This window comes from Brevibacillus brevis (assembly GCF_001039275.2).
In the GTDB taxonomy this organism is placed as follows: domain Bacteria; phylum Bacillota; class Bacilli; order Brevibacillales; family Brevibacillaceae; genus Brevibacillus; species Brevibacillus brevis_C.
Genome location: NZ_CP030117.1, coordinates 2,638,791 through 2,653,966 on the forward strand (window position 1 = coordinate 2,638,791; position 15,176 = coordinate 2,653,966).

The following is a 15,176-nucleotide window of genomic DNA, read 5'->3' on the forward strand; positions in this document are numbered from 1 at the left end:
ACTCTTAACAAGGTTGTAACATGGCAAAGAGAATAGTTCAAAGATATAATAATTATAAGAAGGATAGTTTTTGCCTATCGGGAGGTCTATATGGAGTTACGACAAATTCGTTATGTACTCGCTGTTGCGGAAGAACGCAGTTTCTCCCGGGCAGCCAATCGATTACATTTGGCCCAACCATCGTTGAGTCAACAAATTGCGAAGCTGGAGAAAATACTCGGTGTCAGCTTGTTCCATCGCTTGCCACAGCACGTAGAACTGACTGATGCGGGCCAGCGCTTCATACAGGTGGCGCAAACGCTCGTCGACATGTCAGAGGGGCTAGAGCGGGAAATGCGCGCTTATGCCGTAGGAGAAAGCGGAAAATTGCTAGTAGGAAGCTTGCCGATCACAGGGGCGTACGTGCTGCCAAGGGTGTTGCCTACGTTTACACAGCAATTTCCCGGTGTGGAGCTGCAATTGATGGAGGAAACGTCGAGTCATTTGGAGCAGCTACTCGTGCGAGGGAAAATTGATGTAAGCTTACTAACCATGCCCATCAGTGATCCGTCTCTGGAAATCATCCCCGCGATCAACGAAGAAATCTTTTTGGCGGTACCAGCCAATCATCCGCTCGCGAAACGGAAAGAAGTCGATCTCGCAGAGGTAGCCGATCAGCCATTTATTCTGTTAAAAGAAGGACAAGGCTTCCGCACGATTTCACTTCGGCTCTGTGAGCAAGCGGGATTCCGACCGAGAATTGTGTTTGAGAGCTCGAACATCCAGACGGCTCAGTCACTTGTTGCAGCAGGAATGGGGTTATCGTTTGCGCCGAAAATGATTACGCTCGCACCCGGAACGATCGAACCGCCAACTTATGTACGGATAAAAACAAAACCTTCTCGCACACTCGTCGTGGCGTATCGAAAGGACAAACCGCTGTCACGCCCGGCTGAAGCGTTTGTGCAATGTCTCCTCGAGCAGGGGGGGAAAATATAAAGGCAAACAAGAAACCCAGTCGCCGCAATCATTCGCGCACACTGGGTTTTTCATCTTGTGGCTCTATATCTTGTACAAGTTCGGAAAAGACGACGAGCCTTCGAGCATGCTCCTGTGTTTTCTTGTTAAATTTTCCAGAGCAGGTTATCAAATTCAGATGGGATCGCTCTGCATTCCCAAAAATCTGATCGATGGGCGCTTCGGCAGTCTGGAAGCTTTCTACTCTGCGAACCTGGAAAGTAAGCGTTTTTCCTTTTGCTTCACGCACCGTGATTTTGTCGCCGGGTTTTAGTTTTTTCAGATGGTAAAAAACAGCCGGACCTGTATAATGATCAAAATGACCAGCGATCACTGCATTCCCCTTCATTCCGGGCTTCGTCCAGGGCGCCAAAATACCCACGCGATCAAAAGCCTTTGGGACGTCCATTTGCCCATTCGGTAAAACGCCGACTGGTTCTACACGAGCTTGCAGGTTCAGTTTGGGAATATGTAGAAGTGTAGGCATGATTCCGTCTGGAAGAGGAGGGGCAGGAAGGAACGTCGGTTGAGGTGGCAGCGATGGACCATAAACGGTAAACGTTCGTTTGATATGGATGGGCCCTGCTGGTTTTGGCATGGTATTCGTGATTTTTGGAGCTTCGACTGGTTGTTTAGCTGTATGACCGCAACCCATTGTAACCAAACTAATGAATAGAAGGAACCCCAGTAGTTTTTTCATAGATCGCAAAGAAAAGGGGGAAGATCCCCCTTTAATTGCTTGCCCCACCCATACCAGTTTTCGGCATAGCCTTGATATGCACTTTGCCTTTATGTGCTTTGGTTTTCATGTGGTGAGCTTTGGTCTTCATATGATGCGCTTTTGTTTGTACCTTATGGTGTTTTTTGTGACCGTCATGTGTTGCAGCAGATACAGGAATTGCAGTAGTTACCAAGCATGCAACCATCAACAAAGCAGCGAACTTCTTCATGAGTAGCACCTACCTTAAAAATTATTGGCTTACAACCAATAGGATTTCCGTTTGTTGTTTTGTTAGTGATGGCAATTGTTTCTCCTAAACGTCCCAAACAGCCCGCGCCTGTGGTACACTATTTCCAAATCATTCTGGGAGGAAGATAACATGAGAGAAATTAAGACAGAAGCTGAATTCGAGCAAGTAATCGCAGCAACCAAGCCAGTCATTGTCAAATTCTTCACGGATTGGTGCCCAGATTGCCATCGCATTGATCCATTCATGCCTGCTGTGGAAGAAAAATACAAAGAACAGCTGGACATGATTGAAGTCAACCGTGATACTCTCCCGGACTTGTCCCAAAAATACGATGTCTTCGGGATTCCGAGCTTTATTGCGTTCCATAATGGAAAAGAACTGGTTCGCTTCGTGAGTAAGCTCGGAAAGAGTCGTGAAGAGATCGAGCATTTCCTGGACCGTGCGATTCAAGTCAGTAAAGGACTCGAGCAAGCATAATTGCATGAACATAGAACAGGGAGATAGACAGAAATGTTATTCATGAAAAAAGAAGGAGAATGGCTCGTTGCTCACTTACGCGACAATGATGATGCCATTCCGATTGGGAACCTGCTGCGCGAAGAGTGGAAGCTGCCTCGCAAGCAGGTCCATCTTTTATTCCAACACAAAGAAGTACTGCTGGATGGCGAACCAGTTGCTCAGCATGTTGTAGGAAAAGCAGGGCAGGAAGTTCGCCTGCGGATGTGCAAGCCTGAGCCATTGGGGCTTGATCCGGCTAGCGAAGCTCCTGAAATCTTGTATGAGGACGATCATTTGCTCATCGTGAATAAGCCGGTTGGCCTTTTGTTACATCCGACCGAACGACATCATCATGTGACGTTGGATCATCTCGTATCGGGGCACTTTTTCCGTACAGGTTTGGAAGCAAAAGTCCGCCATGTCCACCGGCTGGATCAGGATACGTCAGGCGTCGTTCTGTACGCGAAGCATGCCTGGGCCTCTGCATTGTTAGATGAAATGCTGCGTGAGCGTACAATCAAGCGTACATATGTCGCGTATGTATCGGGACAAATGCCCAAAGAGCGCGGGAAAATTAATGAACCCATTGGAAAAGATCGGAATCATGGGACGCGAAGAAGGGTCACACCAAACGGAGATCCAGCGATTACCCATTACCAGGTGAAAGAACGTTTTCAAACAGCTACGAAAGTAGAATGTCAATTGGAGACGGGGAGAACCCATCAAATTCGCGTTCACTTCAGTCATATCGGGCACCCGCTTTTAGGGGATGAACTGTATGGTGGCAAGCGCGAACTCATTAAGCGACAAGCGCTGCACGCAGCAGTGCTCAAATTTGTGCATCCATTCGGTGGAGAAGTCATCGAAGTAACGGCTCCGTTGCCACTCGATCTATTTCACTTGGAAAAGAAGCTGAGATAATCGCCATTTGACTACGGACTGAATAAACTGCCAAGGAGGAAACGAGAGAGGGTGGTCTTTTGAAACGACCCATTATCGGCATCTTGACTTGGCGGGAAGGCAAACGCTTTGCAGAGCCAACCTATTTTCGGCGACTACTTAAGGCTGGACAAGAACTAGGCTGTACCGTTTTCTTGTTTTCCCCAAATGATGTGCTTGCGGCCGGCAAGAAGGTGAGAGGGTATATTCCGGGGAGCAATGGCGGCTGGCAAGCAAGGATATTTGACCGTCCAGACGCTGTTTTCGACCGATACCGCTATACACCGACACAAGCATTTAAGAACTATGTGGCCTTTCGACGGACGAGTAATTTTTTGTACGCAAACAATCGCTTGGCAAACAAATGGCGTGTACATGAGGTGCTGCATCGGGACCCCAGAATGCATCGCTGGCTTCCGGAAACCCACCTCTATAACCGCCAAAGCCTGGTCAACATGCTAAGTAAGCATCCATTGCTCTACGTAAAGCCACTCAATGGAACAGGAGGACGAAACATCTTGTCCATTGAAAAGCGTGGCGACGAACTGAGACTGCTCGGTCGTAATAAACAAAGGGCAAAAGTATCCACAGTAGTAAGAGACAAAGCCGCTGCCCAGAGATGGGTAGATCGTTGGACGAGACAGGAGAAATACATCGTTCAGCAAGGGCTTCGTTTGCAGCTGGTTCCTTCGCGAGCAGTAGACATGCGCCTCTTGATTCAAAAGAATGGGCAAGGTGAATGGGGTATCACAGGTCATGGAATTCGCGTGGGTCCAGAACGCAGTGCCACCTCTAATCTGCATGGTGGCGGAAAAGCTATCCCTGTATCGGAATTTCTCCGACCGAGGTTTGGGGAGGAACGCACTGCGCAGATCGTGCGTGATTGCGAACAGCTCGCTTTTCAAACAGCGGAAACACTCGAGGATCATTTTGGACGGATGGTTGAATTTGGGCTGGATATTGGCATCGATGTAGATGGTCACGCTTGGCTGATCGAAGTGAATCCCAAACCAGCTCGGGAAATTTTCCGGGAGATGGGAGCAACGGGGCAGTACAAGAATGCTATTACTCGCCCGCTTGAATACGCCATCTACCTTGCAAAAACACAGGGACGTGAAGGTCGCGAGCCACTTTTGAAGAGAAAGGTCGCCAGAGGATAATGTAAAAGCAGAACAGCGGCAGTCTTCGTCTGCCGCTGTATTTGTTAAATGGAGATAGAAAGCGGTAATTGCAATTTGCTCGGGGTGTCAGGGGCGTAATCGGGTGTATGGATAACAGAAAAAGTGTATCCTTCCCGGACGAACGTAAGCTCTTGGGCATCCGAATGGAAGAGGACATTACTTTTTTCAAAGCGTCTCCGTACTTTTTGCAGGAACGTTTGGTCAGGTGTTCCAAAAGTGACGTGCATTTTTGGTGGTAGCGCTTTCATCGCAATGGGAATCCAGGGCCTGTTTTTCCATGTGGCTACAATATGCGCCGTTCCCCCAATGACGAAGTTAAAAATTTCGCCATCCTCATAAGTTTTCATGCTTATATTCGATTTTAGCCATTGCGTAAAAACAGGCACACTTTCTACGGGACAGCCCACTTCTCGTAAATACAGAATGTGCAGGGGAGTGGATGGCTCGACGATCTCTTCTGATACATACTCGTGGGCAATAATCTCAAGAAGATTCCCGTCTCCATCGCGGAAATACAGGTTCATCCGTCCTTTTTCCTGATCAATGTCATGCCCATCCTCCCATCGAACAATCAAAAGACCAGATTCTTTGATCTTTTTCGCTGATTCATGAAAGAGGGAATAAGGTACTTGAAAAGCAATATGGGCGGGGGAGATCGGTTCATACACTTCTTCAAAGGTTAAACGAAAATCGGGTGTGACTTGAAACGTAATCTGTTTATTTGACTGAGATGAAATCGGAAAGCCGAGAGAGTCTGCGTAAACCTGGCGTACCCCTTGGATGGACACAGTTTGTAAGGTTAATTTTGAAAAATGCGTGATCACCTGGCATCACCTTTTCCTATAAAAAGATAACATAATATAAATTATGTATACTCATTTGATTCACACTGTTTCTAGACAGTCTTCTCAAATATCTTGAGAGAGGCGAACCATATCTACCACCTGAATCCCGTTTTCGTAAATCTCTTCCTCATAATGCCGCAAGAAAAAGTCCCGATCGATCCAATTCATCCGAAATCCACACTTTTGATAAAGGGCGAGCTGACCCACGCTAGAATTCCCTGTGCCGACCTCGATCGTCTTATAACCGAGAGATTTGGCTACATCAATGGAATGAAGAACGAGCTTTTTGCCAATGCCCTTGCCATGATGGGCCTCATCGACGGCAACATTCACGAGTTCAATCGTATCTGGTCTGGTTGGAATCAATACGTAGACACCTACGATGCTATCCTCCAGAATAGCGACATAGCATTGACCTCGTTGTAAATAATCTTTCACCAATCTGACAGAGGGGTCAGCCAATAAGAGTAAATCCATTGGTGGTTGTTCTTGTACGGCAAGCTTGCGAATTTCCATCCGTGTTTCTCCTCCGATTTAAGTGGTTACCGGTTTTTGCAATGGAGCTGTTTCATAGTTGACAACCTGGTTGTTTTCGTACGTAAAGAAATGCTGACAAGGATCAGCCTCTTCCAACATGTATGGTAAAAACAGGGGAAGGTTTTCTGGGACGCCAGCATTGTCGGGGTCCAAGATCCACGCTAGCTTTTTCCAGTCAAGGATACCTTCTTCCACTACCTGTGGGGTTTGAGAGCGCTCGTAGTTGTCTGGAAGATGAGCGAGAAATGCATACATACCACCCGTTTCCATTCCATCGACCAGCCAAGAGACAGTGCCTTTGTAGCAAGCGGTTTCTAGCAAAATGCCCGTCTCTTCCCGAACCTCGCGAAGGACACTGTCCAGTGGAGTCTCTCCGTGCTCTAGCTTACCGCCTACGCCATTCCATAGCCCCATCAACGGTGATTTGTTGCGATTCAGCATGAGTATTCCATTTCTATGTTTGAGAAAGCATATGGTATAGCGATACATGTTATCACTTTCCTTTTTGTTACAATCGATTTCTTTAACACGACCATTGTATCAAATGAGTGGTTTCATCAGTAATTTTTATTTGGTTTTCCCAAAGAAGTTTCGTAATATTTCGTTATAATAACAAAGAAGATGGAAGGAAGAATAGGGGGCTCGTTCAACATGCGAAACAATGAAAAGGTAGAAGGGCTAACAAGGGAGGAGTGGATAACGAAATATCCGCTTCTTCCAAACATGATGGAGACGGATGAAGTTTTCTGGACAAACCCTAGCTATGATGAGATCGCAAAAGCAACTCTCCCCGTTACGCCAGAGGAAGTCCAGGATGCAGAAGAACGGTTGCGGCGTTTTGGCTCGTTCATTCAAGTGGCTTTTCCTGAGACGAGAGAAGCTGGTGGACTGATCGAGTCCCCACTTGTTCCGATAAAAGAGATGCAAAAGTACTTGGAGTCTCGCTTTGCATCGGATATACAAGGGGATCTCTGGTTAAAATGCGACAGCCATTTGCCTATTGCAGGTTCCATCAAAGCGCGGGGCGGCATCTACGAGGTGCTGGCACATGCAGAAGAATTGGCCCAAAAGCATCAGATGCTGCAACCGGACAATGATTACGCTATTTTGGCTTCGGATGCGTTCCGGGAACTGTTTTCCCGTTATTCCATTGCGGTAGGCTCGACAGGAAATCTCGGTTTGAGTATCGGGATCATTAGCGCGAAGCTCGGTTTTCAAGTCACTGTACACATGTCAGCGGACGCCAAAACATGGAAAAAGGAATTGCTGCGGGCAAAAGGGGTCCAGGTTGTGGAGTACGCATCGGATTACGGAAAAGCGGTGGAAGAGGGCAGGAAGCAGGCAGAAGCCGATCCGAACTGCTATTTCATCGATGATGAGAACTCCAAGCGATTGTTCCTCGGCTATGCAGTAGCAGCCGGACGATTAAAGAAACAGGTAGAGGAGCAGCAGATTACAGTAGATAACGATCACCCGCTGTTTGTCTACTTGCCGTGTGGGGTGGGGGGAGGCCCTGGCGGTGTAGCTTACGGATTGAAGCTTATCTACGGAGACAATGTTCATTGCTTTTTTGCGGAACCAACTCATTCTCCCTGCATGCTGCTAGGTTTAATGACAGGCCTCCATGACAAAGTCTCCGTTCAAGATTTCGGGATAGACAACAAGACAGAGGCGGATGGCCTGGCGGTTGGTCGACCTTCCCGATTTGTAGGAAAAATGATGGAGAAGCTACTGAGTGGCGTGTTTACAGTGGACGACGAAGAACTATATGCGTTATTGCGAGCCTTGCGCGATCACGAATCCATTCGATTGGAGCCTTCTGCATTGGCCGGAATGCCAGGACCTGCTAGATTGTTTCAGCAGGAGACTGGGCGGATGTATATGGAGAAGCAAGGTTTGACGGAGGAAAAAATGAAAAAGGCGACCCACATCGTATGGGCGACGGGTGGGAGTATGGTGCCGGAGCATATTCAGGATGAATACTATGCCAAAGGTCTGGAAGGCAAAATCGATACAGATACATAATGTCTGTCCTTGAAGGAAAGCCCGGATCACTCCTCCGGGCTTTTGTTCATTCATTTCAAAGTCTTCTGTGTCTTGAAAATAATAAACGTCGGTCTTCTTACTTCGGAAATCTGATGCGGCTGCAAGAGGAGTCCTTCTGGCGTGCAGGTTGGCTCGATGATCTCTTGCAGGGTAAGCCCCGCTCGGATTAACGTATTGACGGCAGTGGACATGGAGCGGTGGTAAAAAAGGGCCTTTCTGCCATTCATCATGTACATTTCACGTTCTCCATCTTCCAGGTAGTTGTCCAAGGGCCAGAAATGTTTCTGTCCTTCCTCGTCGCGTACCCAGCCCTCGACCTTTTTGCGAGCGGTAATATGCGGATGGAGTGTAGAGTAAACGAAATGTCCTCCGTTACGTAAGGCGCGGCTTACTTTGTTGATCACATGCTCATAGTCACGAACATAGTCCATGACGAGAGAGCTCGTAATAAGATCGTAGTCATGATCGGCAAGCTCAATGTCCTCCAGGGAGCCGTGTAGATATTGAATGTTCTCATGACTGTTATTCGTTCGGGCATACTCCAGCATGTTGTGAGAGAGATCAACACCGATCACTTCACTGGCTCCTTGCTCCACGCAGTACTTGGCAAACTGTCCGCCACCACATCCGAGGTCGAGTACACGCAAGCCTTTTAGCAAGGGGAGACAACCACGAAAGGCAGGCTGTTCAATCAAATCATTCTCTGATTCACCGGACAGACGGAGCTTTTGATAGTCCTGATAAAAATCCAGTTGATCATACAGATTTTGTTTCATCCCCTATCCCCCGTTTCCATTTTTTCTCGGATTCCTATTATGGATAAAAGATGAAGATGATGTCAATTATTCGTTTAAAACGATTGAAAATGAGAGCAGGAGTTTGCCTTTTTTACGAGAATTAGTGTGAGACAACCCATTTTTGCGATTCCGTCCGCTTTGCTGAGACGGTTTTTTTCTGTAAGAAGATTTGGTTTCGATATTTTTTGGCGAGACTGAAATCGAAGGAGGGATAAAGGTGGACCAAATACTTCAACTGATCAAAGATTACTGGCCGATTGCGCTAGGTATCATAATCATTATCATGGCTGCCCAATGGGTGGTGCGAAGTATCATTCGAATTATTTCGCTTGCTGCTATTATTGGTGTTGTGCTCGTGTTGTTTTTCCAGTTCAGTCCTGAAGAAGTGATCCAGATGGGACGTCAAGCAGCCGTAGCTACACAGGAAGTCGTCGACAAGACGATTACACCAGTCTTGGACAAAGAGCTAAAGGATGCTGATATTTCCTTCAAGGAAGACGGGACCTATGAAGTGAAGACAACGAATATTCGTATCGTGGGCAAAAAAGGCGAATCCAAAGCGACAGTTTATTACAAGGATGAAGAATGGGAAGTAAATATCGGTCAATTGAGCAAGCTGTTCCAGGACCGACTTGGTAAAGCGGAGCAAGAAAGTAAGACGATGTAGAAAGGGAAAAACGCATGGGGCCAAAAAGGTCTCATGCGTTTTTTGCTGGATAGGCGAGTACTTCCTTTACCCATGTATCTAGCAGATGCTGATATTCTTCGCTCGTTTTGATTCCGGGGGCTGAGGCAACTTGTTTTTCGAGTGGGAGCGTGCGTAGTTTTTTAGCAAATTTCCCCTCGATATCATCTTCATCTTCGAGTAGCAGATAGACGACATCTTCCAAGGAGCGATAGCTCGTAACGCTATACTCGATTCCATTCATGATCGTTTGAAAGTGACCGTGACGGTATTGGCAAAGGATGAAAGTGAAATCTAGGTTGTTTATGATTTCCAAAAATCTGTTCAAAAACGCCGGTTCCACCATGATACACTCCAGCATTGTGGGTGGATAATTAGAGTGACTGATGTGGAATTCCGGGATAATTTGGATAAAGTCCTGCTGGCGTTCAGGACTGGCTTTGTCATAGTAATCATCGTTGAATTTGCGAATGATTTTCTTCAGGTGCTTGAAAGGGATTGCTGTACCTATAAAAAGTCCATAATATCGGTTCATTCTGTGCTTCCTTTAATCTTTCGTCATATTCGGAGCTACACGCAGTCGAGTTGCTTGCTCATAAGCGTAGGCCAGGCGAAGAAGAGTAGGTTCCTGGAATGCCAGACCGGTCAGCATGAGGCCAAATGGCTTGCCCGCAGAAGTATAGCCAGCCGGAACCGTAATCGAAGGGTAACCAGCTTTGGCCGGGATAGCATAACCCGTACTGCCGGGGTACAAGAGGGCATCGAGTTCGTGCTCCTTCATAACAGCATCAAGGCCTTGCTTCTGTGACATTTCCAAATCGAACAGGCGATTCGCCAAATACTCAGGCTCTGTCAGTGTGCCACTTGTTAGCTCGGATTCTTCCAGTAGCTCTTGCCCATATAGCAGGGCTTGTTCTTCATGAGCCCGATTAAAAGCAATGACATCCTGTAAGGAGCGGATCGGGTAGGAGGCTGGTAACGTTTTTAAGTACGCATTTACCCCAACCTTGAATTCATGTACGAGAACATGTCTATCCCACTCGGCATTTTCTGTCGGAATGGTGACCGCATCTACGACAGTTGCGCCAGCCTCTTTGAGCTTTTCAATAGCTGCTTCATACAAGGCGATTTCTTCGTTTTCACACTCAGCCAAAAACCTGGAGCGTACAACGCCGATGCGCGCACCCCGCAATCCATCTGCATCGAGGAAGGGGAGGTAATCAGTATGCGCGAGACCCTCGCTTTTTCCAGTCACCGGATCCTTTTCATCTATGCCAGTAAGCGCGCCAAGCAAAATAGCTGCATCTGTCACGGTTCTTGCCATCGGTCCGGCTGTGTCTTGGCTATGGGAAATCGGGATGATACCCGAACGGCTGATTAAGCCAACAGTAGGTTTGATTCCCACGAGCGAATTTTGTTCTGCTGGATGGAGAATCGACCCAGAAGTCTCCGTACCGACTGCCACAACAGCAAAACCTGCGGCAATCCCAGCAGCCGACCCCGAGCTAGACCCGCCGACATCGAGTACACCAGGACCGTATGGGTTCAACACTTGTCCACCGCGCGAGCTGTAGCCATCTGGCATGTCATTGGAGATAAAGTTAGCCCATTCCGTCAGATTGGTTTTCCCTAAAATAACCGCGCCCGCCTCTCGGAGCTTGGTAACGACGAATGCATCCGCAGAGGCAAACGAATCAGCTAAAGCTAGAGCTCCAGCCGTCGTGTGCATCTTGTCAGATGTCGCAATGTTATCCTTAATCAATACAGGGATACCGTGAAGCGACCCACGACTGCCTGACACCGCTCGTTCTCGATCCAGTGACTCTGCGATCGCTAGTGCATCTGGATTTAGCTCACAAATGGCGTTGATTCGGATGCCTTGTTTGTTGTAGGTGGCAATCCGCTGTAAAAAGGAGAGAGTCAATTCCCGCGAAGTCGTGGTTCCAGCTGTCATTGCAGTTTGCCATTCGAGAATGCTCGTTTCATGAATCACTGACATAATGTATCCCCTTTTGCGAATGATTTGATTTTTATTATAGTACCAAATTCAGGGAAAGGGAATGAGAGGGGAGTGTGAGCCTTTTACCTATAAAAAACAAGCTGACTCTACGAGAGAATCAGCTTGTTTGTATTTGTACCAAATTATGCGTTTGATCCAGCAGCTTCCAGCTTCGCTTTTTCTTCCGCTTCTACATAACGGTTGCGAGGGTGCTCGCGGCATTCATCGGAGCAAGAACGCTTGAATTTTGTCTCACATTCTGTGCAGCAGAAGTGCTGCTTGTTGCAGAATGGGTTGGCGCAGTTTACATAGCGGTCTTCGACAGTACCGCAGTAATGGCAACGGCCAATGACGACGTCTTCTTCGGTATGATTGATCGGTACGGAGATGCGCTCGTCAAACACGTAGCATTTTCCATCCCACAGGCGCCCTTGGACTTCTGGATCTTTACCATACGTGACAATTCCGCCCTCAAGATGGTACACATTTTCAAAACCTTGTTGCAGCAAGATACCTGTCAGCTTTTCGCAACGAATACCGCCTGTGCAGTAGGTGAGGACTTTTTTATCCTTGAACTGGCTCATGTTTTCACGAATCCACTCAGGGAACTCACGGGATGAATCCACTTCAGGGCGAATCGCACCACGGAAATGTCCCAAATCGTATTCGTAGTAGTTGCGACCGTCAAGGATCACGACGTCTTCTTCCTGCATCATTTCGTACCATTCTTTTGGATTCAGATAGGTTCCGACTAATTTATTCGGATCAACATCTTCCTCCAAACGCCAGGTTACCAACTCTTTTTTCGGGCGTACAAACATTTTTTTGAACGCATGTTCTTCCGACTCATCTATTTTAAACCACATATCACTAAAACGTGGATCTTTTCGCACATATTCCATGTAGGCGTCAGTTTGCTCAATCGTTCCGGATACGGTTCCATTAATGCCTTCCGGCGCTACGATAATCCGCCCTTTCAGCCCGTTATCCTTGCAAAATTGCAAGTGCTCGGCTGCGTACTCCTCATAATTTTCAATAGGAGTATACTTGTAATACAACAAAATGCGATATGGTTTTTGTACTTGCAAGGTACAATTCCACCTTTCTTTTTTCAATTGTGATTTTAGATGCAACGGTGATTATATCACATCCCATTGTTAAAAGCGCTGAAAAAGAAAGGGATTTGTGAGGTTTTTATGAAAATCGGTGCTTCTTGCTGGAAGTGGATGCATCCTGTAAACTATGAATGGTATTCTGCTGACAGGCTATAGAGGAGAGACATTACATGAACATGGCAAATGAGCGCCTGGTTACACAGGTGAAAATTAAAAAGCTCCATCAAGACGCGGTGATCCCAGCGTACGCGAGAGCAATGGACGCGGGCTTTGATCTGGTCGCGGTAGAGGATACATTGATTGCCCCTGGACAATCTGCAAAAGTTCCAACTGGCTTGGCGTTCGCGCTTCCAGAAGGATTTGAATTGCAAGTGCGCCCTCGCTCCGGGATCAGTGCAAAAACAAAGCTGCGTTTGTCCAATGCACCGGGGACTGTTGATGCAGGCTATCGCGGTGAAGTATGCGTACTGATGGATAACATTCGAATCGCATCCGGAAAAAATGGCAAGGTATGTCTGGGCGCTGGCGAAAACGAAGTAACCGTTGAACAAGAAGTCGATGCACATAGCTACTTGATCAAAAAAGGGGATCGAATTGCACAAGGCGTGATTGCAATCGTTCCAGTCGCGCAGTTCGAAGTAGTCGATGAGCTCGACGAGACTGAAAGAGGAGCGGGCGGCTTCGGCAGCAGCGGTATCAAGAGCTAGTTCTATCGAGTAAAAATACAAGACCCCTGATCATCAGCCGTGTAAATGCACGTGAGCTGTTACGTCAGGGGTCTTTGTTTTGATCATATCCTCATCCTTTGGCGGATAAAAACTGGTCAATTCTCGAAAGGTCGTCAGCCGTCAACGAACGTCCATCTGCCTTGACGAATACGCAAGGTCCATAGACCCAATCTAAAAAACCGTCTGATGTGATGGGGAAATTGTTCGCTTGTACCCCGCGAGCATCTTCATTCACTACGAGGGAGATTCCCTCCAGATGGTCATCTTCCACGACCTCATAGTCACCACCCACCAGTTCCTGTAGTTCATCCGTCCCAGCGATTTCTCGAACAACTGCATGTTCATGCGGAAGCTTTATGTATACCGTAGTCAAGCGCAATCACTCCTTCTGACATCTATCATAACGTATGACGAATGAATTGTGCGATAGGGGAGCGGATGCCTGTTGGTGTGTTGGTTATCCTAATGATTGAGATTGAAGAAGCGTCCGTATTGATACTTTCAGCCTGAGGGGACATGCTGATGATATTCGTGACCGGAAAATTGTATTGGCCAGAAACATTGCCAACGCCACCCCTCTATCCCTCTCTGGCCGAGGATGTGAAGTGTGATGTCCTGATCATTGGTGGCGGAGAGGCAGGAGCACTCGTTTCCTATTATTTGAAGCAGCATGATATGGACGTCATCCTCGTGGATAAACGGCGGGTGAGTGGGGGCAGCAGCAGCGCTAACACGGGTTTGCTGCAAATATGCAACGATAAAACATTGACAGCCTGTATCCATTCGTTCGGTGAGCAAAAAGGAGCTCGTTTTTACGAATTGACGAGGCAGGCTGTTGATGAATTGGAAAAAATCTCTGGGCAGCTAGACCAATCTCCAGATTACATAAGGCGTGATAGCTTGTATTATGCAAGTGAACCAGCCGATGCGGAGAGCTTGCGGACAGAGTACCAGTTATTGAAGAAGTACGGCTTTCCGGTCACGTATTTGGAGCGACGGGATATAGAGAAGCGATTCTCTTTTTCGAAGGAAGGGGCTATTTATTCCAAGGGAGATGCGGAGCTCAATCCGTACAAATTTGCCAACGGTGTGATCGCCCACTCTGTGAAAAAAGGGATGCGTGTATACGAAAACACGGAAGTTGTGCATCAAAAAGTACAGGATGGAGGGCTTTTGGTCTATACCAAAAGTGGGCACACTATCAAGTGCAGGCGTGCCGTGTTTGCCACTGGCTACGAAGCACAAACCATGAAGCGCAATGCCAACGCCGTGATTTCAAGCTCGTTTTCCATCGTGACCAATCAAGTCGAAGCGTTTCCGGGCTGGCCACAAGCATGTTTAATTTGGGAAACAGCCCGTCCATACTTGTATATCCGTACTTGTCCGGAAGGGAGAATCATCGTCGGAGGACTCGATGAGCCGTTGAACGACTTACAAAAGAAGGATGCTTCCAGTCTGAAGAAGCGGGATCATTTGCTCGCAAAGATTCAAGAGTTATTTCCACAGATTCCAATGCGAGCCGAATATTATTGGGGAGCGACTTTTGTCGATACCCATGACGGACTCCCGCTGTTTGGGGAGCAGGAAGGCTATCCGCACTGCTTGTTCCTACTAGGTTACGGTGGGAACGGAACCGTCTATTCGACCATCGGGGCCCAAATCATCCGTGATCTGATTACAAAAGGAAGTCATTCGGACGCTGATCTTTTTGCTTTTAAACGGATGAAATATGCCAGTGTCACCATCTGATCGAAAAAGCTTTCCCATTCAACGGGAGGGCTTATTTTTTTGAAAATGTCAGAACGGGCGGGCCCAAATTTGCTGAATGGGCAAGTAACA

18 protein-coding genes are annotated in these 15,176 nt (G+C 47.4%); 8 read left to right on the top strand and 10 right to left on the bottom strand.

The window, feature by feature from the left end; translation table 11 throughout:
* Window positions 1-90: 90 nt before the first annotated feature.
* Window positions 91-978, top strand: coding sequence for a LysR family transcriptional regulator (locus AB432_RS13395; protein WP_048032696.1), 888 nt, complete (start codon window positions 91-93; stop codon window positions 976-978).
* Window positions 979-1,006: 28 nt separating this feature from the next.
* On the opposite strand, the gene AB432_RS13400 is transcribed toward AB432_RS13395, so the two are convergent.
* On the bottom strand, window positions 1,007-1,696 hold the full coding sequence (locus AB432_RS13400; protein ID WP_048032697.1) for a class F sortase: 690 nt from the start codon (window positions 1,694-1,696) through the stop codon (window positions 1,007-1,009).
* A 31-nt stretch (window positions 1,697-1,727) separates the two neighbouring features.
* The gene (locus AB432_RS13405) at window positions 1,728-1,946 is read right to left on the bottom strand and encodes a hypothetical protein (RefSeq protein WP_007723065.1); all 219 of its coding nucleotides are present in this window, start codon (window positions 1,944-1,946) and stop codon (window positions 1,728-1,730) included.
* Between the two features lie 150 nt (window positions 1,947-2,096).
* On the opposite strand from AB432_RS13405, the gene AB432_RS13410 reads away from it, so the two are divergent.
* From AB432_RS13410 to AB432_RS13420, 3 genes are read left to right on the top strand one after another with little or no spacing between them, the layout of a single operon-like run.
* Window positions 2,097-2,444: a thioredoxin family protein gene (locus tag AB432_RS13410; protein ID WP_017248178.1), complete on the top strand. Its 348-nt coding sequence runs from the start codon at window positions 2,097-2,099 to the stop codon at window positions 2,442-2,444.
* Window positions 2,445-2,477: 33 nt separating this feature from the next.
* On the top strand, window positions 2,478-3,386 hold the full coding sequence (locus AB432_RS13415) for an RluA family pseudouridine synthase (RefSeq protein WP_048032698.1): 909 nt from the start codon (window positions 2,478-2,480) through the stop codon (window positions 3,384-3,386).
* 59 nt (window positions 3,387-3,445) lie between these two features.
* Window positions 3,446-4,564: a YheC/YheD family endospore coat-associated protein gene (locus AB432_RS13420; protein WP_048032699.1), complete on the top strand. Its 1,119-nt coding sequence runs from the start codon at window positions 3,446-3,448 to the stop codon at window positions 4,562-4,564.
* 44 nt (window positions 4,565-4,608) lie between these two features.
* Here the strand turns inward: AB432_RS13420 and AB432_RS13425 are convergent, their stop codons facing one another.
* From AB432_RS13425 to AB432_RS13435, 3 genes are all read right to left on the bottom strand, one after another.
* The gene (locus tag AB432_RS13425) at window positions 4,609-5,409 is read right to left on the bottom strand and encodes a VOC family protein (protein WP_048032700.1); all 801 of its coding nucleotides are present in this window, start codon (window positions 5,407-5,409) and stop codon (window positions 4,609-4,611) included.
* 84 nt (window positions 5,410-5,493) lie between these two features.
* Window positions 5,494-5,946, bottom strand: coding sequence for a GNAT family N-acetyltransferase (locus tag AB432_RS13430; protein ID WP_048032701.1), 453 nt, complete (start codon window positions 5,944-5,946; stop codon window positions 5,494-5,496).
* 18 nt (window positions 5,947-5,964) lie between these two features.
* Window positions 5,965-6,456 carry an NUDIX hydrolase gene (locus AB432_RS13435; RefSeq protein WP_048032702.1) on the bottom strand — a complete coding sequence of 164 codons (492 nt, stop codon included), beginning with the start codon at window positions 6,454-6,456 and terminating at the stop codon, window positions 5,965-5,967.
* A 162-nt stretch (window positions 6,457-6,618) separates the two neighbouring features.
* Between AB432_RS13435 and AB432_RS13440 the strand changes: the two genes are divergently transcribed.
* The gene (locus tag AB432_RS13440) at window positions 6,619-7,992 is read left to right on the top strand and encodes a D-serine ammonia-lyase (RefSeq protein WP_048032703.1); all 1,374 of its coding nucleotides are present in this window, start codon (window positions 6,619-6,621) and stop codon (window positions 7,990-7,992) included.
* Between the two features lie 50 nt (window positions 7,993-8,042).
* Here the strand turns inward: AB432_RS13440 and AB432_RS13445 are convergent, their stop codons facing one another.
* A complete protein-coding gene (locus tag AB432_RS13445) occupies window positions 8,043-8,789 on the bottom strand; it encodes a class I SAM-dependent methyltransferase (protein WP_048032704.1) in 747 nt (248 codons plus the stop codon).
* 238 nt (window positions 8,790-9,027) lie between these two features.
* Here AB432_RS13445 and AB432_RS13450 point away from each other — a divergent pair, with 238 nt between their 5' ends.
* Entirely contained in the window at window positions 9,028-9,477 is a 450-nt protein-coding gene (locus tag AB432_RS13450) for a hypothetical protein (RefSeq protein WP_048032705.1), read from the top strand.
* A gap of 31 nt (window positions 9,478-9,508) precedes the next feature.
* Here the strand turns inward: AB432_RS13450 and AB432_RS13455 are convergent, their stop codons facing one another.
* The 3 genes from AB432_RS13455 to AB432_RS13465 all read right to left on the bottom strand — a co-directional run bounded on the left by AB432_RS13455 (window position 9,509) and on the right by AB432_RS13465 (window position 12,582).
* A complete protein-coding gene (locus AB432_RS13455; RefSeq protein ID WP_048032706.1) occupies window positions 9,509-10,030 on the bottom strand; it encodes a hypothetical protein in 522 nt (173 codons plus the stop codon).
* 12 nt (window positions 10,031-10,042) lie between these two features.
* Window positions 10,043-11,494, bottom strand: a complete 1,452-nt coding sequence (locus AB432_RS13460) for an amidase family protein (RefSeq protein WP_048032707.1) — start codon at window positions 11,492-11,494, stop codon at window positions 10,043-10,045.
* A gap of 143 nt (window positions 11,495-11,637) precedes the next feature.
* Window positions 11,638-12,582, bottom strand: coding sequence for an oxygen-dependent tRNA uridine(34) hydroxylase TrhO (locus AB432_RS13465; protein WP_048032708.1), 945 nt, complete (start codon window positions 12,580-12,582; stop codon window positions 11,638-11,640).
* Window positions 12,583-12,779: 197 nt separating this feature from the next.
* On the opposite strand from AB432_RS13465, the gene dut reads away from it, so the two are divergent.
* Complete coding sequence (gene dut / locus AB432_RS13470) at window positions 12,780-13,316, top strand: dUTP diphosphatase (RefSeq protein WP_048032709.1); 537 nt, start codon at window positions 12,780-12,782, stop codon at window positions 13,314-13,316.
* Between the two features lie 91 nt (window positions 13,317-13,407).
* Here the strand turns inward: dut and AB432_RS13475 are convergent, their stop codons facing one another.
* Window positions 13,408-13,710 carry a DUF3846 domain-containing protein gene (locus tag AB432_RS13475; RefSeq protein WP_048032710.1) on the bottom strand — a complete coding sequence of 101 codons (303 nt, stop codon included), beginning with the start codon at window positions 13,708-13,710 and terminating at the stop codon, window positions 13,408-13,410.
* A 149-nt stretch (window positions 13,711-13,859) separates the two neighbouring features.
* On the opposite strand from AB432_RS13475, the gene AB432_RS13480 reads away from it, so the two are divergent.
* Window positions 13,860-15,086, top strand: a complete 1,227-nt coding sequence (locus AB432_RS13480) for an NAD(P)/FAD-dependent oxidoreductase (protein ID WP_048032711.1) — start codon at window positions 13,860-13,862, stop codon at window positions 15,084-15,086.
* Window positions 15,087-15,176 lie beyond the last annotated feature (90 nt).

What these genes read in the sequence shown, in the direction of transcription:
- AB432_RS13445 (WP_048032704.1), bottom strand. Translation starts at nt 8,789, where the DNA reads ATGAAACAAAATCTGTATGATCAACTGGATTTTTATCAGGACTATCAA.
- AB432_RS13480 (WP_048032711.1), top strand. Translation starts at nt 13,860, where the DNA reads ATGATATTCGTGACCGGAAAATTGTATTGGCCAGAAACATTGCCAACG.
- AB432_RS13395 (WP_048032696.1), top strand. Translation starts at nt 91, where the DNA reads ATGGAGTTACGACAAATTCGTTATGTACTCGCTGTTGCGGAAGAACGC.
- AB432_RS13410 (WP_017248178.1), top strand. Translation starts at nt 2,097, where the DNA reads ATGAGAGAAATTAAGACAGAAGCTGAATTCGAGCAAGTAATCGCAGCA.
- dut (WP_048032709.1), top strand. Translation starts at nt 12,780, where the DNA reads ATGAACATGGCAAATGAGCGCCTGGTTACACAGGTGAAAATTAAAAAG.
- AB432_RS13400 (WP_048032697.1), bottom strand. Translation starts at nt 1,696, where the DNA reads ATGAAAAAACTACTGGGGTTCCTTCTATTCATTAGTTTGGTTACAATG.
- AB432_RS13435 (WP_048032702.1), bottom strand. Translation starts at nt 6,456, where the DNA reads ATGTATCGCTATACCATATGCTTTCTCAAACATAGAAATGGAATACTC.
- AB432_RS13455 (WP_048032706.1), bottom strand. Translation starts at nt 10,030, where the DNA reads ATGAACCGATATTATGGACTTTTTATAGGTACAGCAATCCCTTTCAAG.
- AB432_RS13440 (WP_048032703.1), top strand. Translation starts at nt 6,619, where the DNA reads ATGCGAAACAATGAAAAGGTAGAAGGGCTAACAAGGGAGGAGTGGATA.
- AB432_RS13460 (WP_048032707.1), bottom strand. Translation starts at nt 11,494, where the DNA reads ATGTCAGTGATTCATGAAACGAGCATTCTCGAATGGCAAACTGCAATG.
- AB432_RS13430 (WP_048032701.1), bottom strand. Translation starts at nt 5,946, where the DNA reads ATGGAAATTCGCAAGCTTGCCGTACAAGAACAACCACCAATGGATTTA.
- AB432_RS13415 (WP_048032698.1), top strand. Translation starts at nt 2,478, where the DNA reads ATGTTATTCATGAAAAAAGAAGGAGAATGGCTCGTTGCTCACTTACGC.
- AB432_RS13405 (WP_007723065.1), bottom strand. Translation starts at nt 1,946, where the DNA reads ATGAAGAAGTTCGCTGCTTTGTTGATGGTTGCATGCTTGGTAACTACT.